This is a genomic window from Sporosarcina sp. resist (genome assembly GCF_014302295.1).
GTDB classification, from domain to species: Bacteria; Bacillota; Bacilli; order Bacillales_A; family Planococcaceae; genus Sporosarcina; species Sporosarcina psychrophila.
This window is the reverse complement of the sequence record NZ_CP060287.1, coordinates 3,194,297-3,219,146: the sequence shown is the minus strand read 5'-3', so window position 1 is coordinate 3,219,146 and position 24,850 is coordinate 3,194,297. Positions and strand designations below refer to the sequence as shown.

Sequence of the window (24,850 nt, the reverse complement as noted above, 5' to 3'; positions counted from 1 at the left end):
CTACGACATAACAAACGTATGAAAAAAAGAGAAATAGCTCATGCTGAATACTATAAAAGGGACTTGACCCGCCGAATAATGTAATTTTTATTAGCAGAATATAATCGTATTCATAATAGAAAGTGAGGGACAGAGAGTATGCGGTTTTTTAAAAAGAAAAAAACAAACGAATCAAATAAAGCTGTTCCCTCACAAAGTCAAATGGTGGATCCAAATAAAAAAGATGGTCTGAAAGTTAGTCTTCAGGAAAATATACAAATCTTAAAAGATACACTTGGGAAAAGTACGGATATTGTCTTTCGAGAAATTCGAATTGGAAAAGAAGGAAGCATTAAAGCGGGCATTATATACACTGATGGGTTAACAAATACAACTTCGTTACAAGAATTCATTTTAGAAACACTTATGTTGGATACTAAAGATATTGAATTACAGGTAAAGTTGTCAACTGGGCAAAGTATTATTAGCATTTTAAAAGATTTTTCCATGACAGTAGGAGAGATAAAAGATTTCACTACTTTTGAAGTACTTTATAATGGTCTTTTGTCGGGCGATACAATAATACTAATCGATGGCTATTCACAAGGATTAGTCATTTCAAATAAGCACTGGATTGAGCGTGGGGTAACGGAACCAGTTGCTCAAACGGTAGTGAGAGGACCTCGTGAAGGATTCTCCGAAAACTTACGCGTAAATACGGCATTAGTTCGACGGAAACTTAAAGATCCTAATCTTTGGGTGGAGTCTAAGGTAATTGGAACACGGACGAAAACGGATATTGCGTTGATGTACATCAACGGTGTTGCAGATGAAAAAATAGTGAAAGAAGTCCATTTGCGTTTGGATAATATCGAAATTGATGGAATTCTAGAAAGTGGATATATCGAAGAATTAATTGAGGATTCACCTCATTCACCTTTTCCCACTATTTTCAATACAGAACGCCCAGATGTAGTAGCTGCAGCACTACTGGAAGGAAGAATAGCCATTTTGGTAGATGGAACGCCATTTGTACTTATCGTTCCTGCGTTGTTCATTCAATTTTTCCAGTCTTCTGAGGACTATTATCAACGTGCGGATATTTCGAGTTTTATTCGACTCCTTCGTTTTGGCTCTTTTGGTATTTCTTTGCTGGCGCCGGCGTTTTTTATTGCAATCACAACTTTTCATCAGACGATGCTGCCACCAGCACTGCTAATTAGTCTGACTGCCCAACGAGAAGGTGTTCCATTTCCTGCATTCTTTGAAGCATTGCTAATGGAATTGACCTTTGAAATATTACGTGAAGCAGGCGTAAGAATGCCTCGATCGATTGGATCTGCCATGTCTATTGTAGGTGCATTCGTCATAGGGACGGCAGCTGTCGAAGCAGGTGTGATTTCTGCGGCGATGGTAATTATTGTTTCAATAACTGCTATCGCGAGCTTTGTTTCTCCAACCTATGATATAGCGATTGCTGTAAGATTACTGCGTTTTGGTTTTATGGGAATAGCTGCCTCGTTCGGTTTATTTGGAATTATGGTGGGTTTAATTGCCCTCGTACTCCATTTATGTAGTATTCGTTCTTTTGGCATTCCCTACATGTCTCCATTGGGTCCATTTAATATTTCCGATCAAAAGGATACATTTATTCGATTGCCTAGATGGGCAATGATTACTCGACCTCGTCTTATCAATCAACAAAATATAGTTAGGCAACAAGATTCAGCTTCTGCAAAACCAAAGCCACCAAAAAATGAGGAGTAAAAGGAGCTTAAACGATGAAAAAATATACTTTTGTGCTCCTAATTCTGAGTCTTGTTTTAACGGGATGTTGGGACAGGAGGGAATTAAATGAGATTGCGATCACTTTAGCGCTAGGAATTGACAAAGTGGATGAAGAATTTCAATTAACTGCTCAAGTAGTTGTACCGTCGGAAGTATCCATGAAACAAAGTTCTGGTCGTTCAACAGTAACCTTATTCCAAGCTACCGGTGAAACAATATTTGAAGCCTTTCGAAAAATGACAATCGACTCACCCAGAAAGATATATCCCGGTCATCTTCGAATGCTTGTGATTGGCGAGGAATTAGCTAAAGCAGGTGTAGGTGAGTCATTGGATTTACTATCAAGAGATTGGGAACTAAGGTCAGATTTCTATGTTGTTGTTGCAAAGGATAAGACTGCTGCAGAAATACTGAATGTTACAACACCGATTGAAAGCATACCTGCAAATAAAATGTTTAATACGCTTAAAACGTCTGAGGAAAACTGGGCTGTGACGAAAGGGGTTACATTAGATGAGCTGTTAGGCGATTTTATAACAGATGGAAAGGATGCAGTTTTAACGGGTATTCAGGTGTTTGGAAATCAGGAAGTAGGTTCAAGCAAGCAGAATGTGGAGTCAATTACGCCTGCTGCCCAAATTCAATATGATTATTTGGCGGTATTTAGGCAAGATAAACTAGTGGGATGGTTAAATGAAAGTGAAAGTAAGGGATATAACTATATTATCGACTCCGTTAAATCGACAGTAGCATCAATTTCATGTCCCGAGGAAGGGAAAGTTTCGATAGAGGTAATTAATTCTAAATCTGAATTGAAAGGAAAGATTAACAAAGGGGAGCCTGAAGTAAATGTAACTATCGAAGTAGAGGGGAATGTGGGAGAAGTGGAATGTCACATCGATATGAAAGACACAAAAACAATAGATGCGTTAGAAAAAAGTTATGAAAAAGAATTGAAGGAAATCGTTCATCAAACAATTGAAACGCTACAAAAACAATATAATTCAGATATTTTTGGATTTGGACAAGCTATTCATCGATCCAATCCGAAAACATGGAAAAAAATTAAAAATCAGTGGGATGAAGAGTTTACGGAATTAACAGTGAACGTTGAGGTTGATATGAAAATACGTGATACGGGTACAGTAAGCAATTCATTCTTACAAAAGTTAGAGGAATAAAGAATCATGCTGAAAATTATTGGACTCCTGTTGATAGTAGCGGCAATCGTACGGTTTGAAGTTCCATCCCTATTACGAAAGAAAAATAAAAAAGAATTGGTTGTCTTTTTACTCTTTCTTTCTATTGGGACAGGCTTAGGGATTGCTCAAGTATTAGGAAAACCCATTCCAAATCCAATGGACTTACTAACTTTCATTCTAAGACCAATAAATGAAACGCTCTTCCATTAGTTGAATTAGAGAGGTAAGGAGGGTGAAGAGTTGAAATGATGCATAATATTAAAATAAATTCAAATCAATTTCTAGTGTTAGTTATCTTTTTTACGATTGGGACGAGCATCTTAGAAGTTCCGTCAGTTTTAGCAGCAAAAACGAACCAAGATGCCTGGATTACAGCTATAATTGGTACGGGAATCGGGTTATTGGTGGTATGGCTTTTCACCGCGATAGCACTTTGGTTTCCTCACCTCACCTATGTTCAAATGAATGAAAAAGTATTTGGAAAATTGATTGGTAATGCCGTTTCAGTTTTATTTGCAATGATGTCACTTCTTTATGCTTCAACTCTTTTATTTCAATCAGGTAATTTTTTTAATACCCATATCATGCCGAATACGCCCTTGTCAGCGCTTAATATTCTGATGGCTGGAGTTGTGGTAATGGGCGTTTACCTTGGGTTAGAGACCATCGCACGTTCTGCAGAAATCTTTGGTGCCTTTTTCATCATCATCTTTATTATATTTACCGTTTTAATTGCACCCGATATCCAGGTTGACCACCTAAAGCCTGTGTTTGAGGCAGAACCGAAAACGATGATCAAATCCTCCATCTTTTATGTCCTTATGTCTTCTGGAAATGCAATTGTTTTATTAATGATTTTCCCCGCATTTGTAAATGATGTTAAACATGCAAAAAAATCCTTTCTACTTGGAAATTTAATTGGTGGACTTATTATTATTCTCATTACATTTTTGAGTATTTCTGTGTTAGGAGCAGGAAAAACGGCGAACGAAATTTATCCAAGCTATGAATTGGCCAAAAGAATTAATGTTGGAAATTTCATAGAAAGAATTGAAGTATTAATGGCTTTACTATGGATTCTTTCTCTCTATTTTAAAATGATTCTTTATTTTTACGCTACTGTTTTAGCGATTGCACAAATTTTAAATTTGAAAGATTATCGCCCTTTAATAATGCCAATAGGGATAATTACCGTGGTTCTTTCCCTTGTTATATATCCTAATATTATCTATAAACAGAATTGGGATAATACGACGGGAAATTCTCTTACATTAGTAGTTGGAATTATATTTCCCTTATTGTTAGTTATCGTTTACGGAATACGAAGGAAGGGTTTGAAGAAAGAAGTTACAAAATAACAAGATACGTAACGAATAAATTTGTAGCGTAAGTATTTTACTAGGGGGTAAGATGATCAACTCTGGTTAGGCGGGTACGTTTATTTGATATTTAGATATTTGTATACTAAATTGATTTTGTACTGGTTTTTGTTTCACTATTTTTAAAAAATCTGGGCACCAGACCTTATGATAGAACGATCACGACGATATCTAATGGTAAAAATTCTACCATTCAAGATCGGACTATTATATAACTGAATCCGTTGTTAAATCGACAGAACTTGATGAGAAACGGTTAATTGAAACGTTGTAATAATTGAAGGATACTTATTTATATATATTTAGATACATAAATTGCTCGATTGTCTGTCTGGCAATTATTATTAATCAGTATAGGAATAGTCCTAGGCTTTATCTGTGGAAAAATATTCAATATAAAAATAACCCACCATGGTCCGCATTGTAAGAGGCATGGTGGGTTCTATTGTCGATACTAAACATATAGCTAAGAAATTGTGCGAAGCATACATACGTAGTAGAAATGCACAACTAGGCACAATATCGCCTAAATCTATACTTACATTCTTTTTTTATACCCGTTAATTCGTGATTCTTCTTCTGCACTTATTTCAGTTTGTAATCCTTCAATGCTTTCTTTACGTCGCTCGTTTTTCTCCTTGATTGCAGCAAGTTCTTTCCCCTCGGCGAATTCCATCGCTGCTTCGGCTGCTTCCATATTACTGATGGTTTTCTTTAGCCTATTTACATTGTCATCTGAATCATTCGGTTTGATGTTAGTCATTATACTTCCTCCTTCAACTTTTTTAAAAACCTTCAAGAGATAGCGTTCCCAAATTCACAATAATTATTTGTCGATTACAGTTCTCGGGAAGAAGACGATTACTACAATGATATTTTCCGTATGGCAAAGAATCCTCATATCTGGCGTTTAGAATATGTATGAAATAGTGGAATGGGACGTTAATCTACTAGAGTTTTATTGGGGTAGAAAGTAGGTTGGATAGCAGATGAAAAGTGTGAAATACCAAATTCCAAAACAATTACTAGCCGTTTTGGAATCCGGTATGATTTATTTTACTTCAGCGTTCCATGCATATATTAGATTTGTTGATTTCAACCTATTTCTAACAGTAATGCCAGCCCATGCTGCCAGTGTCGCTTTAATGAAGCCAACAAGAAGAAACGGTGCAAATCCACCTGAAAATGCTGCGGTCCAAGAAAGATTTGCAATGACTTTTAACCAAACCGTTCCAAAAGTTAATGCAATAAACATTCCGATTACGTTTGCGATGATTGCGTTTTTAACTGTAAAACTCGTTTTTTCAAGAAAAAAGCCAATGATAAGTGCAGTTGGGATGAACCCGATCAAATACCCACCAGTTGGCCCGACTAGAATCCCTAAACCCCCAGACATCTGTGCGAATACCGGTATCCCTATTGCGCCCATGCATAAATAAATGAGTACTGACAATGTACCATATCGTGCGCCCAATATTGTCGCAGCAAGTCCGATGGCAAGCGTTTGTCCAGTAATTGGTACAAGTGGTAATGGAACTGTAACTTGCGCTAATACACCAATAATTGCTGCGAATAGTGCTGAAATAATCATCATTCGTAGTTTGTAACTTGACTCAGTCATAGTGTGCAAATCCCCTTTTGTGTTAACTGAAATATAATAATAGTTGACTCATTAATTGTATAGTAACCCAACTGCTTTCGTCAACACGATTATTTTAAAATGAAATGTATTGTTTAGGTATTGACTAAACATACAGTACCTTTGTAAGGGATTAGTGTGAGTTGTGAAACCTTCATGACTGTTTATCGAATAGATACTCGAAATTCATCACTTGGACTATACAGGTGATGGATTTATTTTTGCGAATATGAAGTTGAAATCCAACTAGTTGTTTGCTACTATTTTTATTAACAGATAGTTCTAATTGTTGATTCTATTTGTGTATCTGAAAGGGGCAAATAAATTGAAAATTATCGACTTGCATTGTGATGTATTGCTTAGATTGTATGAATCAAAAGGGGAAATGAAGTTTCAAGATTCTTTGGAACTCGATACGAGTTATGAAAAACTAATAAAGGGTGGAGTAAAAGTACAAGCATTTGCTATATTCGTGTATCCGGAAATGAAGTCAGATCAGAAATTTCAAGCTGCTTTAGATCAAATCCATTATTTCTATACAGATGTGCTTGGGAACAATCCGAATATGAAACTGATCAAGGAGTGGAGCGATTTCGATCAGTTAAAAGACGGAGAAATTGGAGCGATGTTGACGCTTGAAGGTGTGGATGCAATCGGAAACGATCTACAAAAGCTAACTATTCTTCATCAATTGGGAGTCCATTCGATTGGTCTTACTTGGAATAATGCCAACTTGGCAGCAGACGGAGCGGGAGAACCACGTGGAGCGGGACTGACGTCGTTTGGCAAAGAGATTGTTCATTTCAATAATGAACATAAAATTTTGACCGATGTCTCCCATTTGTGTGAAAAGGCTTTTTGGGATGTCATGGAAGAAGCAAACTATCCAATTGCGAGCCATTCGAATGCCAGAGCATTATGCAATCATGTTCGTAATCTGACAGATGATCAGGCAAGAACACTGTTTGAAAAAAATGGGCTCGTCCATGTTGTCTACAATCCGCCGTTTGTGAAGGAACAAGGGGAAGTTGTGATAACAGACCTAATCGAACATATTGACCATTTCTGTTCTTTAGGCGGAGAGAAACAAATTGGGTTAGGCTCAGACTTCGATGGTATCTCGTCGAAGATTGTTAATTTGGAAGATGCATCTATGCATCCGAATTTACTAAATGAGTTGCTAAAAAAATACAGTGAAGAGACGGTCAAAGGTTTTGCCTACCAAAACTTTATGGATCATCGTCCTAATTGAACGGTAATAAGAGAGCCAATCAAGCTGAGTGATAAGTAGAAAGCGCCGAGGGGTAAAATATAGGCTAGTAAGGGAAACTGTTTTAAATAACTCGGGTTTTCTCCGTTTTTACCTTCTACGTCCTGTATAACTTGCTCGCGTTTGCTAAGGGTTGAATAGAAACGTCTCGAGTTGTTGATAAATCTAGTGAAAAAACCATCTTGGATGATGAGTAATACACTGCCGATTAGTAACATGATGATGCCGATATAGAAAAATAAATCAAGTAAAATAATGATATACTTTGGGGCCATAAATACAGTAGAGAATAAAATAACGAAAGATGTGATGCAAAAAGAAAGAAGTAAGCTTTTCTTTTTCATAGAGGTTAACAACTCCTACCTTATTTATAGATTAATAGGGATATATCTATTAATTAAAAATATTATTGCTATTGTGATTGTAAGCACTTACAATTATATATAGTTACTAGAATAGTACAAGGGGGGAATGGGAAATGAAGAAAAAAACATGGTTAGGCTTAATTTTCTTGGCCATTTTTTCTTTGATTGTTTCGGGTTGTAATTTCAGCTCATCAACTGAAGAGAAAGACGACAAGAAAGAGGATGAAAAAGAAGCAGACGGCAAGGTTGCACAAGTACTTAATTTGAGTGCAACGGCTGATATTCCAACATTGGATTCAACAAAAGCGCATGACGCTATTGCATTTGACGTTTTGAATAACGTGAATGAGGGGCTGTATCGTCAGGATCAAAGTAACCAATCTGTTCCCGCGCTCGCAGAGAAGCATGAGAAAAGTGAAGATGGCATCGTTCATACATTTACAATTAGAGACGCGAAGTGGAGCAACGGCGAACCTGTAACAGCTGCCGATTTTGAATACGCGTGGAAACGTGTTATGAAAGAAGCTGGTGCATATAATTACATGCTTGTTACTGCAGGCATCAAGAATTCCGAAGCTATCATGAACGAAGAAATGGATGCTGCAGAACTTGGTATTAAGGCAACAGGAGAAAAAACGCTTGAAGTGACACTTGAAAGTGCAAATCCATTATTTGAAACATTACTGGCATTCCCGACATTCTTACCGCAAAATCAAAAGTTTGTAGAAGAGCTTGGAGATCAGTATGCACTCGAAGCTGACAACATTTTAGCAAATGGTCCATTCAAACTTGATAACTGGTCACAAGAACAAAGCTGGAAACTTGTTAAAAATGAAGATTATTGGGATGCAGGAACAGTGAAAATTGAAGAGGTAAATGTATTTGTCGTTAAAGACCCGTCTGCCGGGGCGAATTTATATGAGACAGAGAAAATTGACCGCGTCAAATTAACTTCTGCACTTATCGACCAATATGTTGAGGATAAAAACTTTAAAGTTGAAAAAGACTCAGGTATTGTCTTCTTACGCTTTAATCACAACCATCCAGTGCTTAAGAATTCAGAAATTCGCCGTGCGATTGGAATGGCAGTTGACCGTCAAGGTTTGACAGATGTTATTTTGAAAGACGGTTCTTCACCAATTTACGGAGTAGTTGGAGAAGGATTTTACTTCTCGCCTGAGAATAAGGATTACCGAGAGTTAAATGGAGACTTCAATAAAGGGACTCCTGAAGAAGCAAAAGCAATATGGGAAAAAGCTTTAGCTGAAGTTGGACAAACAGAATTGACAGTGTCACTCAATATTGCTGACTCGGATGAAATGAAAAAAGTAGCTGAGTACTTACAAGCGCAGCTTGAAGACAATCTTCCTGGATTTAAGCTTGATATTAAAGCTGTACCATTCGCTCAGCGTCTTGAAATTGAAAAAGCAGTCGACTATGAACTTTCTCTTTCTACATGGGGACCAGATTATAGTGACCCGATGACCTATTTAGATATGTGGGTAAAAGGCAGTTCTTCAAACCGTATGGATTATAGCAATCCAAAATTAGATGCATTAGTTCATGATGCACGCGGTGAGACGGATTTAAGCAAGCGTTACGAGATGTTGCTTGGTATTGAAAAGGTTTTGTTGGAAGAAGATGCAGCAGTTGCGCCTCTTTATCAACGAGGGTCTGCAATTCTTGTACGTGATAAAATCAAAGATTTAGCTAAACATCCAACGGGTGCTGAATTCACTTACAAATGGGCTCACATCGAATAAACATATGATTTAAGCAACAGATAAGCGAAGGTGTATCCAACTGGAGCATCTTCGTTTTCTGATTGATAAATAACTTGAGAAAAGAATATCTATTTAATCTGAGCGAAGGCGCCTTACAAGGGTTAGCCGAAGCGAATTCAATGGGATATTTTATATCAACATTTATAGAAGGAAAATCAAGAGCTTTTTAAGGAATTGGGGTGTCCGATTTGAAGCGCTACATAGTAAAAAGATTCGGGTTTATGATTATTACATTGTTTATCATTATCACAGCAACGTTCTTTCTTATGCAATTCCTTCCGGGAACGCCGTTTACAAACCCGGAAAAGTTATCTGATAAGCAACTCGTTATTTTAAATGCCAAATATGGATTAGATCAACCGGCAGCAATCCAATACATTCGCTATTTAGGGAATTTAGTACAAGGCGATCTTGGCTATTCATTCCAATATGAAGGTCGAACTGTAAAAAGTATGATCGTTAATCGTATTGGCCCTTCTGCGCTCATTGGTTTACAAGCACTTGTATTTGGGACGATTGTAGGGCTAGTACTCGGTATTATTTCTGCATTACGACATAATACACTTCTTGACTATGGTGCTGTTACACTTGCAGTACTCGGGATGTCTATCCCATCGTTCGTTTTTGCAGCATTGCTACAATACTTCATTGGGGTGAAGTATGAATTATTACCTGTTGCTTTATGGGAAAGTTATGCGAGTACCATTTTACCGTCGTTCGCACTTTCAGTAACAGTTATCGCAACGGTCGCACGTTTCATCCGAAGTGAAATGCTCGAAGTATTAGGACAGGATTATGTGACGACAGCAAGAGCAAAAGGCTTGCACGAATCCACGGTTATGGCGAAACATGTCATTCGAAATGCGCTAATCCCTGTTGTTACGATGCTCGGTCCGTTAGCGGTATCGATCATGACAGGAACATTAGTTATTGAAAAGATATTTTCAGTACCTGGTCTCGGGGAACAGTTCACATTGTCAATTATGGTCCTCGATTATAGCGTAATTATGGGAATTACCTTGTTTTATAGTGCGTTGTTCATATTCGTTGTCTTTATTGTTGATATTTTATATGGTCTTCTGGATCCTCGGATTGATTATAAACAGGGGGGACAGGCATGAACAAAATCGAAAAAGATTCGTCCATTCAAAGCAAATCTACGGGTAACTTTAAAATGAATACAGATGGAATTACAGCTGATCTATTCGTGCCCGCACCGCTGGATCCAATGGAACTGGAAGACATCAACTCGCCATCTGTCTCATTTTGGCAAGAGGCATTCCACCGATTATTTAAGAATAAGGGAGCAGTTATTTCACTGGTTTTACTCGTATTGCTAATCATTTTGGCTCTAATAGGTCCCTTAATGAATGAACATACGTACCGAAGTCAAAACTTGGTTCACTCTAATTTACCTGCAAAAGTCCCTGGACTTGGGTGGCTTGGTTTTGATGGAACAGATATAAAAGGTGTAGATGTTTATGAAAAAAGAAATATAGAAGCAAATTACTGGTTCGGGACAGATGAATTTGGCCGGGATTTATGGACAAGGGTATGGAAAGGAACGCAAATCTCACTCTTCATTGCGCTTGTTGCTGCGGCTTTAGATTTAGTTATTGGTGTCGTTTATGGCGGTATCTCCTCCTTCTACGGAGGCAGAGTAGATAATGTTATGCAACGAATAATTGAAGTATTAATGGGAATACCGAATTTGATTATCATTATCTTATTCATACTCATTCTTGAACCGGGTATTACGTCCATTATTTTAGCGATGGTGATAACCGGGTGGGTAGGAATGGCACGTGTTGTACGCGGACAAATTTTGCAATTGAAAAGTCAAGAATTTGTCCTAGCCTCCCAAACGCTCGGTGCATCAAATTCTAGATTGATTTGGAGGCATTTATTGCCAAACGTAATGGGGCCGATTATCGTTACCATCATGTTTACAATTCCTACAGCCATATTCTTCGAAGCCTTTTTAAGTTTCATAGGCTTAGGATTGCAGGCGCCACAAGCATCGCTTGGTGTGTTAATTGAAGATGGCTATAAATCTATGAGGTATTTCGCATACAAGCTACTATTCCCAGCACTTGTAATAAGTACGATTATGATTTGCTTCAATCTACTCGCTGATGGATTACGTGATGCGTTAGATCCGAAAATGAGAAAATAGGGAGTGGGTCTTTAATGAATGAAGAAATATTGTCAGTCAATAACTTACACATTTCCTTCCAGACCCAAACAGGTGCGGTTAAGGCGGTAAGAGGTGTGAATTTCAAGTTAAACAAAGGTGAAACGTTGGCGATTGTTGGTGAATCAGGTTCAGGGAAATCTGTTACCGCAAAATCAATTATGCGTCTTTTACCAAAGCATAATACATTAATTCCACAAGGGGACATCACTTACGAGGGGCGGGATCTTTTAAAACTATCGTTAAGTGATATGCAGAAGGTAAGAGGCTCAGAAATATCAATGGTGTTCCAAGATCCAATGACTTCCTTGAATCCGACGATGAAAATCGGGAAACAAATTATGGAGGGCCTCATAAAACATCAGAAGATGACAAAAAAAGAGGCCAAACAAAGAGCATTTCAAATGCTTAAAATGGTCGGTATACCGAATGCTGAAGAACGCCTAGATGGATATCCGCATCAGTTTTCAGGTGGAATGAGGCAGCGTGTTGTCATAGCAATGGCGCTTGCTTGTAATCCCAAAGTATTAATAGCTGACGAGCCGACAACAGCTCTCGATGTAACAATTCAAGCGCAAATCCTGCGGTTGATGAAGGACTTGCAAGAAAAAATGGATACGGCAATTGTTTTAATTACGCATGATCTTGGCGTTGTCGCAAACATGGCTAATCGAGTTGCTGTCATGTATGCGGGTGAAATCGTGGAGCAAGGGACGCTAGATGAAATTTTTTATAAACCACAACACCCGTATACGTTAGGACTTCTTCATTCCATGCCTAACTTGAATGCCAGTCGATCCGAGCCACTTATTCCTATTCCGGGTTCACCGCCAGACTTAGCAACACTTGGTACAGGCTGTCCATTTGCTGCCCGTTGTCCGTATACGATGAAGGTCTGTCATGACTTCCATCCAGAAACGACGCAGCTTGGTGAAAGTCACTCAGTTTTATGTTGGCTGCAAGATGTGCGAACGCCGGCCGAACATGTCCCGGAAAAAGTTAGGAGTGTAAAATAATGAATATGAATGAAGATTTATTAGTCGTTACAGAATTGAAAAAACATTTCAAGCTTAATAAGAATAGTACATTAAAAGCCGTTGATGGAATTAGTTTTACGATAAAAAGAGGGGAGACGCTGGGTCTTGTTGGTGAGTCAGGATGTGGGAAATCGACAGTCGGGAGAACCATTACTCAAATTTATGAGCCTTCGAGTGGCCAAATTCTTTTTGCTAATGAAGTAGTCCATTCAAAACGCGGTAAACAAGAGCAAAAAAAGAAGAAGCGCAATATGCAAATGATTTTCCAAGATCCCTATTCTTCATTGAATCCGCGTATGACTGTTATGGAAATCATTTCAGAGGGGCTAGTCATTCATTCAGCCGAGTTATCATTGAAAGAACGAGAAGTAAAAGTGAATGAGCTGTTAGAGCTCGTGGGCTTGAACAAAAAACATTCGCAAAGGTATCCCCATGAATTCAGCGGAGGGCAAAGGCAACGTATCGGTATTGCACGTGCATTGGCCGTTGAGCCAGAATTTATTGTCGCAGATGAACCAATCGCTGCACTGGATGTATCGATACAGGCCCAAATCGTCAACTTATTGAAGAAACTCCAAAAAGAAAAAGAGCTTACTTTTTTATTCATTGCGCATGATTTATCAATGGTGAAATACATAAGCGACCGAATTGCAGTTATGTATTTAGGGAAAATTGTGGAGTTAACGGAAAGTGAAACGCTTTATGAGAAACCATTGCATCCTTATACTGAGGCTCTACTTTCAGCTATCCCATTGCCCGATCCGAACCTGGAGCGCTCTAGAAAACAAATTGTCCTGAAAGGTGACGTCCCTAGTCCAATCGACATTCCAAGTGGATGTAGGTTCCGGACGAGATGCCCGAAAGCGATGAAAGTTTGTGCGGAGCTTGAACCGGCGTTTATGGAAGTAGAGAAGGGCCACTATGTCGCCTGTCATTTGCACGATGAAAAAGTAATGTCCCGACAAGATGCAGTTCCAATTAATGTAGAGTTGTCCTGATTAGCAGGGCAACTTTTTTGTTTTCTAAAGATCGTTTAAGATAACGTTATATACTAGCATAATCCCTATAAATGTAATATCTATAATTAATTAAGCGAAGGCGCCTTAAAAGGGGTAGCCGAAGCCCTAAGACTGGCAGCAAAGCTGCTTGGCTTATGGCGGGAGGCATCCCCGATTGCCGCAGCGGATTCAATGGTGTTCTAGATTTCAACCTATACAGTCTTATTATTAACACAATCATTTCCTGTCTAATACTACCTATCTACTTAATAACAATAAACTTACGAAGGGATTGATACAATTGATGCAGTGGGAACAATTTGAAAAGTTTATAGAGGAAGTAATGGAAAAGGAACAAATACCGGGTGTTGCAGTTGCACTTTCGAAAAACGGACAACCCATTTATGAGCGAGGATTTGGGACAAGGAATTTTGAAACGAATGAGCCGGTCACCCCAGAAACGATTTTCGGAATCGCATCAATCACAAAATCATTTACCGCACTTGCTATTATGAAACTGGCAGAAGAAGGACGTTTACAAGTTGAAGACACGGTGATCGAGCATCTTCCTGAATTTCAATTAGTCGATTATGCCGATATGGAGGATATAAAAATACGTCACCTCCTTTCTCACACAACAGGTCTTGCAACAATGGAGCGAAAGGAACAACTCACGAAATTCGATGAACATCTTCATTATTTAAACGAAAAAGCATGGAGCTGGGTAGGGAAACCTGGGGAATATATGTGCTATAACAATGATATGTTTCTCTTACTGGGCGCAATTATTGAAAAAATAACTGGCGAAAATTATCAGGCATATATCAATAATCAAATTATAAACCCCTTACAAATGACCAGAACGACATATAATCTTCTTGGATTACAGAGTTTTGAAAATGTCACAACACCATATGTGCTGGAGGATGGTAAGCCGGTAGCATGTCCGTGGCCGACGTTAGGAAATTATGCCGTTGGGGGTGGTATTCGGTCGACGGTAGTTGATTTGTTGAAATACGGAAACATCTATGTGGATGTACTTGAAAGGAATATTGTCAGTAGGGCGTATACTTCACAAATGGCACAACCCGTTCATCAAACGAATGGCAAGAGTTTTTATGGGTTTGCCCTTCAAACGACTCCAAATTACTCAGCGGTTACATTAGTCGAACATGGCGGAGGCCAGCCGGGTGTATCTTCTAATTTCGGTTTCATTCCAGAAAAGGGAATTGTTGCTGTCGTTTTAGCGAATATGAGCGGTGTAAGTGCCGACGCAATTTGGCTTGCGGCTGTGAATACTGCATTAGGTATCCCAATCGACCAAAAGAGAAACACAGAGCCTGAATTTGAAATGACTAAAGAACAAAAACAGCGTGTACTCGGGACATATATATCAGCTGAAGGGTCCCAAGTTGATATTTCATTAGAAGATCAAACCGTCATGGCAACAATTGATAATAAAACCTACACACTTCGCGCAAGTAACGAGACAACACTAATAATTATGCCGCTCGAGAAGCCGATTCGGTTCTTTATTGATGAAAAGAATGATGCATGGGCACTATTTATTGGGCTAAGAATGCTAGTAAAGAGTAGGTAGTAATCGCGAGTATGTATATAGTGAAATATTCCATCAAACACGCATCGGCTACCTCTTGTAAGGCGCATACGCTCAATTTATACAGGTATTCATAAGTATATATGTTGAATTAAAAAATACTATTGAATCTGTTGTGGCGCTCAATAATGAGAGAGGTGTAATTCGGGGAGTGGATTGTAGAACGCTTGGCGCTTTGGGGATGCCTCTCGCCCTAAGCCTGGATTGGCGCTTCGCATCCAGTATCACGGCTTCGGCTACACCTTTGCCGCGCCTACGCTAGCGTTGTTCATTATTGAAGAGAGTTATGATTCGGAGTGTATATGCCGAGATTATAATGTGATTATTTTTTGATAGTGATTTAATTCAAGAAAGACGCACTAGAGATTGCAGGTCTCATTCCGGTAACGAAATGCTCTTTCTCACATAGTCCATCCAGCGAAGGTGCGTCTTCGTGGTAGCCGGAGCGATGAGACTGAAAGTGGTCTTCTTTCTGGCTTATCGCGGGAGGCATCCACAAAGCGTCGAAGCGGTATTGGCAGGAATTCTAATTTGCTCTATGTAGTGGGGCTTTTTCAGTGGCCACCCAAAAGCCTTTGTAAAGCGTATACGCCGTATTCATTTGTTCGACATATATAGTTGTTTTTAAAATACAAAAAGACCAGGTCTGCAGAGACCTGGTCCATTCATAATCGCATGTTATCATTTGCGGATTTTTTCGATTTCATCCGCAACGAATTGTACATTTGTGCCAACAATAACTTGAATACTTTGTGGCCCTACCACGTTTATCCCTGGTACGCCTGTATCTTTAATTTTCTTTTGGTTGACCGCATTCATATCTTTTACTTCTACACGTAAGCGTGTTGCACAGTAGTCAACGGAAGTTACGTTAGCGTCTCCGCCTAACCCCTCAAAAATCGTAGCGGCCATGCCTGAGAATTTATTACCTGTTGTAGTACTTGCTACTCCGTCTACGTCCTCATCTGCTACATCCTCATCGTCTTCTCTACCTGGTGTTTTCAAGTTGAATTTCACGATTAAGAAACGGAATAGGAAGTAGTAAATGACTGCAAAGACTAAACCTTGAACGATTAACATATAGGGTTGGTTAGCAAGTGGTAATCTGAAACTCAAGACTAAATCGACAAAACCAGCACTAAATCCAAATCCTGCTGTCCAGTGGAAAGTAGCGGCAATAAACAACGATAAACCTGTTAACGCAGCATGAACAACATAAAGAGCTGGTGCCAAGAACATAAATGCAAATTCAAGTGGTTCTGTAACACCTGTAAAGAATGCAGCGAAACCTGCTGCTAACATCAAAGATGCTGCTTGTTTTTTTCTTTTTGTTTTAGCTGTATGATACATTGCAAGTGCTGCAGCTGGTAGCCCAAACATCATAATTGGGAAGAAACCTGCCTGATACATACCGGTAACACCCTTCGTGCCTGTTCCAGCCCAGAAGTTACCAATGTCATTAATACCAGCAACATCAAACCAAAATACGGAGTTCAATGCATGGTGTAATCCGGTAGGGATCAATAGTCGGTTAAAGAAGCCGTATAATCCTGCACCAGTAGCACCTAATCCACTAATACCTTCACCAAAACTAACTAAAGCTGTGTATACAATAGGCCAGATAAAGAATAATGCTGCTGAAGCGACTAACATAGCGGCAGCTGTCATAATGGGAACTAAGCGTTTTCCACTAAAGAAGGCAAGTGCATCCGGTAACTGTACATGACTAAAACGATTGTACATAATGGATGCGATAATTCCAGACAATATCCCGATAAATTGGTTTTCAATTTTTTCAAATGCAGGATTTACATTAGCAATATCCGTGCTAAGTAACATAGCTACCGAATCTGTTGATAGCAATGTCGTAGTTACGAGGAAAGCGACCAAACCACTTAACGCGGCAGAGCCATCCTTATCTTTGGACATACCCAGTGCTACCCCGACTGCGAAAAGAATAGACATATTTTGGCTGTCGAGAATCGAAGACCCGGCTTTGATTAAGAAGGCAGCTAATACGTTTCCTGAACCCCAACCATCATGGTCAATCCAATACCCGATCCCCATTAAAATTGCCGCAGCAGGTAATACAGCTACAGGTAACATCAAAGAACGGCCAAGCTTTTGAAGGTATTTCATCATGTTAAACTCACCCCTATTCATAGTTTTTAGATAGTTTGTTCGGAAGAATATATATGATGACGACTCATGTTGACTTTATTGCTTTCTTAATCGTTCAATATGAAGTGCGATATAGCCCAACTCTTGTTCATGCAGCTCGACTGCATGTAACACAACTAATTCCTTTGCAACCTCGGTTGCACAATTATATGAAAGAGGAAACTTCTTTTTAATCATGACCAACATTTCCTCATCCATCGTGTGAAGCCCATACTGATTCATTCTTGTTAGGGTGGAGCGAAGATGCGTAATTAGGCGATGATAAGAAATATCGTCCTCTTCAATCGTGATCATTAAGTGTTCCTTGATTGTTTGGACCATGTCTCTAATAATCGCCGTTTGTCTTACGGTTTGATGCAAATCACCTCCTTGCGGTTTCATGGTATGGATATGAAGGGCAATATAAGCGGCTTCATCCTCAGGCATGTCCACTTGACATCTTTCTTTTATATGTTGGATTGCCCAAAGCCCAATTTCAAATTCTCTTCTATAAAGTATTTTTATTTCATGCAATAACTTATTATTTAGATGAATACCATCTCTAATTCTTTCGATTGCAAATGACAGATGATCAGTAAGGACGATGTGAATATGCTCGTTTAATTTCGTGCCCATATACGCCTCTGCGTATGTAATAATTTCTTCTGAGATGGTGAAATGCTCTTCTGGAATTCGACTTAGAAGCTGCTGTAACTTGTCATTCTCCCTCATAACAAATAACTTTTCGATTTTTTTGACATTCACAATATCGTTGCGTTTCTTATTAAAAGCAATCCCAGTGCCAACAGCAATCTTCTCATGCTGGCCATCTAGTACGACGACAGCGTTATTATTGAGAATCTTTGTTATTTTCATCGAAAGTCACCGCCTTCTTTTCACTGGATATACTCATGCATTACTTAGTGGAAATTGTCATTAACACTGTTTCTCCCATGATGCCTTCTTTTGCAACTTCGCACTTTACATTCCGTTCCGCACTATTTGTAATCACGATGGGTGTTATAATGCTTTTTGCATGTTCGCGAATATAATCCCAATCTACTTCAATAAGTGATTGACCGACTGAAACTGCGTCGCCTGCTTTGACTAATACTGTAAAGCCATTTCCTTTTAATGAAACCGTTTCCAATCCGACGTGAATAAGAATTTCTGTCCCATCACTTGAACGGAGGCCAATGGCGTGCTTTGTATCGGATACTAAGATGACAGTTCCTTCTATAGGAGCATGAATACTACCCTGCTTTGGCATGATAGCGACTCCTTCGCCCAACATTTTTTGGCTAAAGACTGGGTCCGGAACTTGGTCAAGTGGGATTATTTCTCCATTAATAGGTGCGAATATCTGTAATTTACTCTTCTTGAATAATTTTGATAGCATGTCTGTGGACTCCTTTATTGTCGGTGATGTAGGGCTCGTATCCCTCGATTTATATTGTGCAATCACAACGAGCAAACAAGAAAAGGCATGGGGTAAAAAAGAAGATTTTAAAAAAACCTTCTAAGTTTACCACCACGCCTGATCGAGTCAGTAACATGTGATCCGCTATTAAACTTCTATTCGGATAATAACATTTAATTAATTATAATGCAATAGAAAAATAAACTTTTTTTTACAAGGTTGCAATCTTATAGTCCTATTGGTTTATTCACCGAAGGGACTTATGCTTTTTTTATTTAGATTTTAAGCTGATAAGGATGAGTAAAATTCCGCCAAAGAGGCAAATCATCCTTACGAATGAAATTTTTTCAGTTAGTCCAACCAATGCTATTCCTGTCGTAATAATTAAAATACATGGACCTACTAAGGCCAGTAGGGTGTTGATATAAAAGGCTTTTTCTAAATCATTAAATTTAAACATAAACATTGCCGCTGTAATATCAATACTTCCTGATAAAATTCTCAATAAAATTATGAAAATAAGTGCTTTTTCCATCAATGAATAAGACGCCTCCACCCTTTGTTATCCAGCTATATTAGCCTGCCCCTTATCGTAGTTACTAAAGTGTATGTCTGCTTTCCTTCTATTAGTAGAGAAATATGAAAAGCTCTTAGACAGGCTTTACGGCTGAGATTAGAATCTTTCTATTTTCACCACCTTGAATTAGAGAGGTTTTTTTGAAGAACCCCTGGATGTTTCAAAGTAATAAGGTGTATATTCTCGGCTTGGACAAGTATCAGAATTAGTACCTATCTATCAAAATGCTTACATTACATATACTCATGAAGCTGGAAGTCTGAGCGATTCTTGCAAAGAAAGTAATGGTAATTTGAAAATGCTGAATTAATAAATATTTTGTGGTAAGCTAAATAGAATTAGCTTGCTAGGGGGTCTCCAAATTGAGAAATTTTAATGGGTTTGAGATAGATGACATTGTTCCTTCAACTAATAGAAATAAGTCCTTATCTGGAAATTTGTCAAGTAAGATTAATAGTTTTCAAGTGCTATGTATTTATAACCAAAAAATAAAGCCTAGTGATAATGGTTCTGAGGAATCACTTTATAAGAATATTATTCAGGGAAATATAACAAATATGCCAGTCTTCCAAAATAACTTCAAATCTAATACATTTATTATTTGGGAGCAATCCTATCAAGAAAATGAAAAATTATTTATAAACTTACGCCTAGCAGCTAGAAATCATTTAATTTTGCGTATAGGTGAAAATATTGTTGGTTACTTAATAAAAAAATATGAAGACTATCTTGGAATCCCTATAAAAACTCATTCGAAATTAAATGATAAAGGTTTTATAGATCACTTGATACAAAAATTCGATTCCATTTTGAAAAAGGATACATTTTTGAATGAAAACCTTATTTGGGAAGACTTTTGCAATTGGTTTAGAATTTATCTAACTGATTGGATTCTTGAAGATATAGAAAGTTCGATTGGCTTTAGTGAAATGGAGAAATTAGATAAAAGCGAATTAAATGAGTTATTTTACAAGTCTATTACTGAAAGTTTTTCGGAAGACTTAGCGTTCATGGAGAAATTCACAAAAATAATAAATAATTATACACTAGCGTGGATAAAAAAAGTGATGTCCTTAATGGGGATTGATGAAATTTCCATCGAGGGAATAATGGAACTGCTTGATGTTAAAGAAGAAGCGCAGTTAGATAAGCAGTCAGGATTGGTAGTGAAAAAAGATATTACATTTACATTGATTGATCAAGGCAACTTACTTGTGATGAGTAATGCACCTTATCAATTGGTAAGGGAAGCGCTTTCTAAAAAGAAATTTATGAGTTATGAGCACACGCCTTGGCCAACAGTTCGATTAAGTAAAGGAAGTGTCGAAGGAATAGTACAAATAATCCCATGCAAATATAGCGACAAAGGAATATCAATTGATGACACTACAGTTCAAAAGGCTTGGAGTCTAACAAAGGAATTATCGGAACTGGATGTTGATATATTTGACGCACTTTGTTGTTTTTTTTTATCCAAGGCAAAGCATCATAAAGATAGTATAGAAATTCATCTTGATGATTTGTTATCCATTCGCGGTTTAAAACAAAAACTGGGGGGGAGTGGTCGAAGAGGTGGATATGAAATTGATCAACGACAACAAGTTTTGAAAGCGCTCTCAAGAGTGCAGAGTTTGTGGATTGATTTGGAAAAAGCAATTGTTTATAAAAAAGGAAAGCCTATTCAGATGAAACTACAAGGACGAGCGTTTATTTTTAATAATCAAAATGGCGATCAGCATCATATAGAAGAACAACCGATGGAAAAGAAGTTTGTGTTTACTATCGGTGAAGTATTTTCCCACTATCTTTACGGATCAGGGAGACAGGTCGCACTACTTCCCATACAAGCGTTACAATATAATCCCTATCGACAAAGATGGGAAAAAAACCTCATTAGATATTTAAGTTGGAGGTGGAGAACCCAAGCAAGAAAAGGAGACTATTTACAGCCCCATAAAATAAGAACCCTATTAGAAGCGACAGGTAAAGAAATGAACGAGCGTACACCGTCTCGTACGAGAGATAGATTGGAACAAGCTTTTGACACATTACTTGAGGATGGGGTCATTGAAGCGTGGCATTATGAGAAATGGGATGAATCGATTGCATCTACTAATGGGTGGTCCCGAATTTGGGGAAATTCAACGGTTTTGATTGAGCCCCCCGTAACAATTAAGGAACATTATCGTCCGATAGAAAGAAATCGAAAAGTTCAACGTAAATCTCCCGAACAACCAAAGTTCATGGATAAGCAAAGAGATGTGGAACACATCGGTGAACAAATTAGAGCAATCCGAAAAAGTTTTGGATTTACTTTATTGCAGGTATCAGAGGAATTAGATATATCAGTTTCCTATTTAAGTAATATTGAAAGAGAAATAAAAATGCCATCAAATAAAATACAAACACGTATGATAAAGTGGGTGGAATCTCTTGGGGGAAATCTTCTGTCGACATAACATGAAATTTAAGCTCAATGAAGGCAATGAAGCAGTCTTATAGGAGAGACAGTAGAAGAATCTTGTGCACAGGTAAGCATTGTGCATGGGGTTCTTTTTTATTGCTGCGTTCATATTAGTCGTTTGTCGGGGTTGGTATGTACGGTTGTCGGGCTTATTGAGATCATAAATAATCTGGAGCTTTTTTTAACCCTTGATATGAAAGGCGTTATCGTCATTTATTTAATAATTTCACAGCTTAACAATTAAATTAACTCAGTTGATTTAATTTTCAGAATAAAATAACTCAATCATTTAAGATTACTAATAGGATATTCATTAATATAAGAAGGGGTGTTGAGAAATGACTCATGAACCGGCTTCACATTTAACGCTAGAACCATTATTTAATCCTACCTCTGTAGCGGTCCTAGGAGCATCTGAAAATAAAGGGAAAATAGGGTACATGCAAGTGAAAGCTTTATTGGATGGGAAATTTAAGGGCGATATTTATCCGATAAATCCGAAATCGGAAATGATTGAAGGATTAAGATGCTATTCTTCTCTATCAGAAGTATCGAAGCAAATTGATTTAGCGATATTCTGTGTAAGCGCTAACAGGGTGAAGTCAAGTCTTGAGGAGTGTGTTCGAAATAAGGTTAAAGCCGCAATTATTTTTGCTTCGGGGTTTTCCGAGGCAGGAGAAGAAGGTATCAAAGAACAACAATCAATTTGCAAAATTGCCAAAGAGAGTGGCATTCGACTTATCGGTCCAAATTGTGTGGGGTTAGTGAATACTACTAATGGATTAATCGGTACTTTTTCGGCGGGCCTCACAAATATCCCTTTAAATGATCAAAAAAGTGTAGGTTTTGTTACACAAAGTGGCGCATTTGGAGTTTTAACTTATATTGCAGCTGCCCAGAGCGGGCTTAGCTTCAATTATTTTGTGAGTGTGGGAAATGAAGTGGAAACGGAATTTTCAGATGTAATTGAGTATATGATTCATGATCCGAAAACTAGCGTAATTAGTGGCTATTTAGAAGGAGAAAAGAATCCTGGGAAATTACGACAGCTTGCGGAACAAGCATTAACTATAAATAAGCCAATCATTATTTTGAAGACAGGGCGTAGTTCAGCAGGTATTAGGGCGGCGGCCTCTCATACGGGTTCATTAGCGGGTTCAGATAAAATCTATGATGGCTTTTTTAAACAAACCGGAATTGTTCGGGCAGATGATTATGAAGATATCATTTCTTTCTCTAAACTATTTCTCACAAAAAAACTGCCAACAGGTGGAAATACTGTAATTGTTACGAGTTCAGGTGGTCGAGGAATTAATGAAGCGGACCGTTGTGAAGCTTACGGACTTAAAATTAACCCTTTGAAAATTAACGTTCAGGAGGAAATAAAACGCAATATCCCGCCATTTGCGAGCACTTCCAACCCGATTGATTTAACAGCAGCTGCAGCTGTTTCAAATCCAGAGTTATATCTTGAACCCCTTAGAGTTCTTGCTAATGATCCAGATACTGATATTATCATTTTTACAGAATTTCCGATGCGGTGGAAAGCAGATGATCCATTGCTGAAAGAATTTATGGACCTGTGCAGAAATTCGAGTAAATTCATTTTAATAACAACTTTTCCATTAGAAGGAATGTCTATTCCGGCATCGGCCTCTGAGCTGGAGAGAAATGGAATTCCTGTCATTCCGGGAAACTTAAATCCTATACGAGCCCTTGCAAAGTTAGTTAAATATAGCGATAAATACAGAAAAGCCAAACTAGGTACTATTCAAAAAGTACCGGAAATCAAGGGGGAAATAGAGTTGGCAGATTTATTACTACCTGGAACCAAATTAAGCGAATCCCAAGCCAGTGATATATTGAATTCATATGGGATTCCGACAACTACTAGAGCCATTTCCACCACGGAAAAAGAAGCTATTCGTTATGCAAATGAGATAGGATATCCTGTAGTCCTAAAAGTTGATTCGCCGGATATACTCCATAAATCAGAAGCAGATGCAATTAGGTTGAATATAAAAAATGAACTAGAAGTACGTAACGCTTTTAAAGAAATTATTCGGAATGCAAAAAACTATGATCCGAATGCTGAAATCAATGGTGTTTCAGTACAGGAGATGTTACCCGAAGGAGTCGAAGTGATTGTAGGTGTAACAAATGACCCCGTTTTCGGACACGTTATTATGTTTGGTCTAGGTGGAATATTTGTGGAAGTTTTTCAAGATATTTCGTTTAGAGTTGCACCACTAACAAAAAATGATGCTTTTGAGATGATTGAAGAAATTAAAAGCTACAAAATCCTTAAAGGAGCTCGTGGAAAACCGCTAGTCGATGTAGATGCGATTGTCGATGTTTTATTAAAAGTATCAGCATTAGTTTCGGATTATGGTGATTATATAGATGAATTGGATATAAATCCTCTTATTGTATACGAGAAAGGAATTAAGGCAGCAGACGCTATGCTTGTAGTCCGAGATTCGGTAAATCAGACAACATTAGTAGGGGGGTAAATTAGGTGGATTTAGATAAAAGTATTATTGGTTTATCAGGGAAATCATTTATTTTTGAAGTAGAGAAAAGACATGTTCGACAATTTGTAGAAGCAATCGGTGATTCTAATCCATTATACCTTGACGAAGAATATGCTGCCAAAACAACGTATGGAGGACTGATTGCACCTCCCACCTTTCCAATTGCTGTTGCGTCGGAAGGTGGAGAGTTGCCAATTGAACTCGATACTAGACGAATGCTACATGGGGAACAGGAATTTATTTACTACCAATCTATTCGTCCGGGAGATCATCTACACTGCCAAATGAAGATAGCTGATTTATATGAGCGTGTTGGTAAAAGTGGGAGCATGCAGTTCTTAGTACTCGATACTGAAATGAGGGATGGTACTGGAGAGATGGTGGCAATCAGTCAAATGACGATTGTGTATCGGAATTTGGCCAACTAAGAAATGGAGGGAAT

General features: G+C 38.2%; 21 protein-coding genes. 14 read left to right on the top strand and 7 right to left on the bottom strand.

Annotated features, from left to right (window positions below):
* The first annotated feature begins 138 nt into the window (after positions 1-138).
* From H7992_RS15840 to H7992_RS15825, 4 genes are read left to right on the top strand one after another with little or no spacing between them, the layout of a single operon-like run.
* Positions 139-1,746, top strand: a complete 1,608-nt coding sequence (locus H7992_RS15840) for a spore germination protein (protein ID WP_067210700.1) — start codon at positions 139-141, stop codon at positions 1,744-1,746.
* Positions 1,747-1,760: 14 nt separating this feature from the next.
* Positions 1,761-2,948 carry a Ger(x)C family spore germination protein gene (locus H7992_RS15835; protein ID WP_067210697.1) on the top strand — a complete coding sequence of 396 codons (1,188 nt, stop codon included), beginning with the start codon at positions 1,761-1,763 and terminating at the stop codon, positions 2,946-2,948.
* A gap of 6 nt (positions 2,949-2,954) precedes the next feature.
* Positions 2,955-3,179 carry a hypothetical protein gene (locus H7992_RS15830; protein ID WP_187045220.1) on the top strand — a complete coding sequence of 75 codons (225 nt, stop codon included), beginning with the start codon at positions 2,955-2,957 and terminating at the stop codon, positions 3,177-3,179.
* A 38-nt stretch (positions 3,180-3,217) separates the two neighbouring features.
* Positions 3,218-4,327 (top strand): GerAB/ArcD/ProY family transporter, encoded by a 1,110-nt coding sequence (locus tag H7992_RS15825; protein ID WP_255428451.1) that lies wholly within the window; start codon positions 3,218-3,220, stop codon positions 4,325-4,327.
* A gap of 559 nt (positions 4,328-4,886) precedes the next feature.
* Here H7992_RS15825 and H7992_RS15820 read toward each other — a convergent pair.
* On the bottom strand, positions 4,887-5,111 hold the full coding sequence (locus H7992_RS15820; RefSeq protein ID WP_067210690.1) for a small, acid-soluble spore protein tlp: 225 nt from the start codon (positions 5,109-5,111) through the stop codon (positions 4,887-4,889).
* A 288-nt stretch (positions 5,112-5,399) separates the two neighbouring features.
* Complete coding sequence (locus H7992_RS15815) at positions 5,400-5,969, bottom strand: biotin transporter BioY (protein ID WP_067210688.1); 570 nt, start codon at positions 5,967-5,969, stop codon at positions 5,400-5,402.
* Between the two features lie 343 nt (positions 5,970-6,312).
* Here H7992_RS15815 and H7992_RS15810 point away from each other — a divergent pair, with 343 nt between their 5' ends.
* Positions 6,313-7,239: a dipeptidase gene (locus H7992_RS15810; RefSeq protein ID WP_067210685.1), complete on the top strand. Its 927-nt coding sequence runs from the start codon at positions 6,313-6,315 to the stop codon at positions 7,237-7,239.
* Here the strand turns inward: H7992_RS15810 and H7992_RS15805 are convergent.
* Positions 7,224-7,601, bottom strand: a complete 378-nt coding sequence (locus H7992_RS15805; protein ID WP_187045218.1) for a DUF3899 domain-containing protein — start codon at positions 7,599-7,601, stop codon at positions 7,224-7,226. The two genes, H7992_RS15810 and H7992_RS15805, sit on opposite strands and share 16 nt — an antisense overlap.
* A gap of 134 nt (positions 7,602-7,735) precedes the next feature.
* Between H7992_RS15805 and H7992_RS15800 the strand changes: the two genes are divergently transcribed.
* The 6 genes from H7992_RS15800 to H7992_RS15775 all read left to right on the top strand — a co-directional run bounded on the left by H7992_RS15800 (position 7,736) and on the right by H7992_RS15775 (position 15,235).
* Positions 7,736-9,385, top strand: a complete 1,650-nt coding sequence (locus H7992_RS15800) for a peptide ABC transporter substrate-binding protein (RefSeq protein ID WP_067210680.1) — start codon at positions 7,736-7,738, stop codon at positions 9,383-9,385.
* Between the two features lie 209 nt (positions 9,386-9,594).
* Positions 9,595-10,527 carry an ABC transporter permease gene (locus tag H7992_RS15795; protein WP_067210678.1) on the top strand — a complete coding sequence of 311 codons (933 nt, stop codon included), beginning with the start codon at positions 9,595-9,597 and terminating at the stop codon, positions 10,525-10,527.
* A 53-nt stretch (positions 10,528-10,580) separates the two neighbouring features.
* Positions 10,581-11,582 carry an oligopeptide ABC transporter permease gene (gene opp3C / locus H7992_RS15790; protein ID WP_067213991.1) on the top strand — a complete coding sequence of 334 codons (1,002 nt, stop codon included), beginning with the start codon at positions 10,581-10,583 and terminating at the stop codon, positions 11,580-11,582.
* Positions 11,583-11,596: 14 nt separating this feature from the next.
* The gene (locus H7992_RS15785) at positions 11,597-12,616 is read left to right on the top strand and encodes an ABC transporter ATP-binding protein (RefSeq protein WP_187045216.1); all 1,020 of its coding nucleotides are present in this window, start codon (positions 11,597-11,599) and stop codon (positions 12,614-12,616) included.
* 5 nt (positions 12,617-12,621) lie between these two features.
* The gene (locus H7992_RS15780) at positions 12,622-13,635 is read left to right on the top strand and encodes an ABC transporter ATP-binding protein (protein ID WP_067213990.1); all 1,014 of its coding nucleotides are present in this window, start codon (positions 12,622-12,624) and stop codon (positions 13,633-13,635) included.
* 304 nt (positions 13,636-13,939) lie between these two features.
* Entirely contained in the window at positions 13,940-15,235 is a 1,296-nt protein-coding gene (locus H7992_RS15775; RefSeq protein ID WP_187047920.1) for a serine hydrolase domain-containing protein, read from the top strand.
* Positions 15,236-15,934: 699 nt separating this feature from the next.
* Here the strand turns inward: H7992_RS15775 and nagE are convergent.
* From nagE to H7992_RS15755, 4 genes are all read right to left on the bottom strand, one after another.
* Positions 15,935-17,395 carry an N-acetylglucosamine-specific PTS transporter subunit IIBC gene (gene nagE / locus H7992_RS15770; protein ID WP_187045215.1) on the bottom strand — a complete coding sequence of 487 codons (1,461 nt, stop codon included), beginning with the start codon at positions 17,393-17,395 and terminating at the stop codon, positions 15,935-15,937.
* A gap of 75 nt (positions 17,396-17,470) precedes the next feature.
* On the bottom strand, positions 17,471-18,289 hold the full coding sequence (locus tag H7992_RS15765) for a PRD domain-containing protein (protein WP_187045214.1): 819 nt from the start codon (positions 18,287-18,289) through the stop codon (positions 17,471-17,473).
* 40 nt (positions 18,290-18,329) lie between these two features.
* Entirely contained in the window at positions 18,330-18,812 is a 483-nt protein-coding gene (locus H7992_RS15760; RefSeq protein ID WP_187045213.1) for a PTS sugar transporter subunit IIA, read from the bottom strand.
* Between the two features lie 292 nt (positions 18,813-19,104).
* Positions 19,105-19,368, bottom strand: coding sequence for a YqhV family protein (locus H7992_RS15755; RefSeq protein WP_067213988.1), 264 nt, complete (start codon positions 19,366-19,368; stop codon positions 19,105-19,107).
* Between the two features lie 404 nt (positions 19,369-19,772).
* Here H7992_RS15755 and H7992_RS15750 point away from each other — a divergent pair, with 404 nt between their 5' ends.
* The 3 genes from H7992_RS15750 to H7992_RS15740 all read left to right on the top strand — a co-directional run bounded on the left by H7992_RS15750 (position 19,773) and on the right by H7992_RS15740 (position 24,836).
* Positions 19,773-21,869: a helix-turn-helix domain-containing protein gene (locus H7992_RS15750; protein WP_187045212.1), complete on the top strand. Its 2,097-nt coding sequence runs from the start codon at positions 19,773-19,775 to the stop codon at positions 21,867-21,869.
* A gap of 343 nt (positions 21,870-22,212) precedes the next feature.
* Positions 22,213-24,387: an acetate--CoA ligase family protein gene (locus H7992_RS24980; protein ID WP_187045211.1), complete on the top strand. Its 2,175-nt coding sequence runs from the start codon at positions 22,213-22,215 to the stop codon at positions 24,385-24,387.
* A gap of 5 nt (positions 24,388-24,392) precedes the next feature.
* Positions 24,393-24,836: a MaoC family dehydratase N-terminal domain-containing protein gene (locus H7992_RS15740; RefSeq protein ID WP_187045210.1), complete on the top strand. Its 444-nt coding sequence runs from the start codon at positions 24,393-24,395 to the stop codon at positions 24,834-24,836.
* The last annotated feature ends 14 nt before the right edge of the window (positions 24,837-24,850 follow it).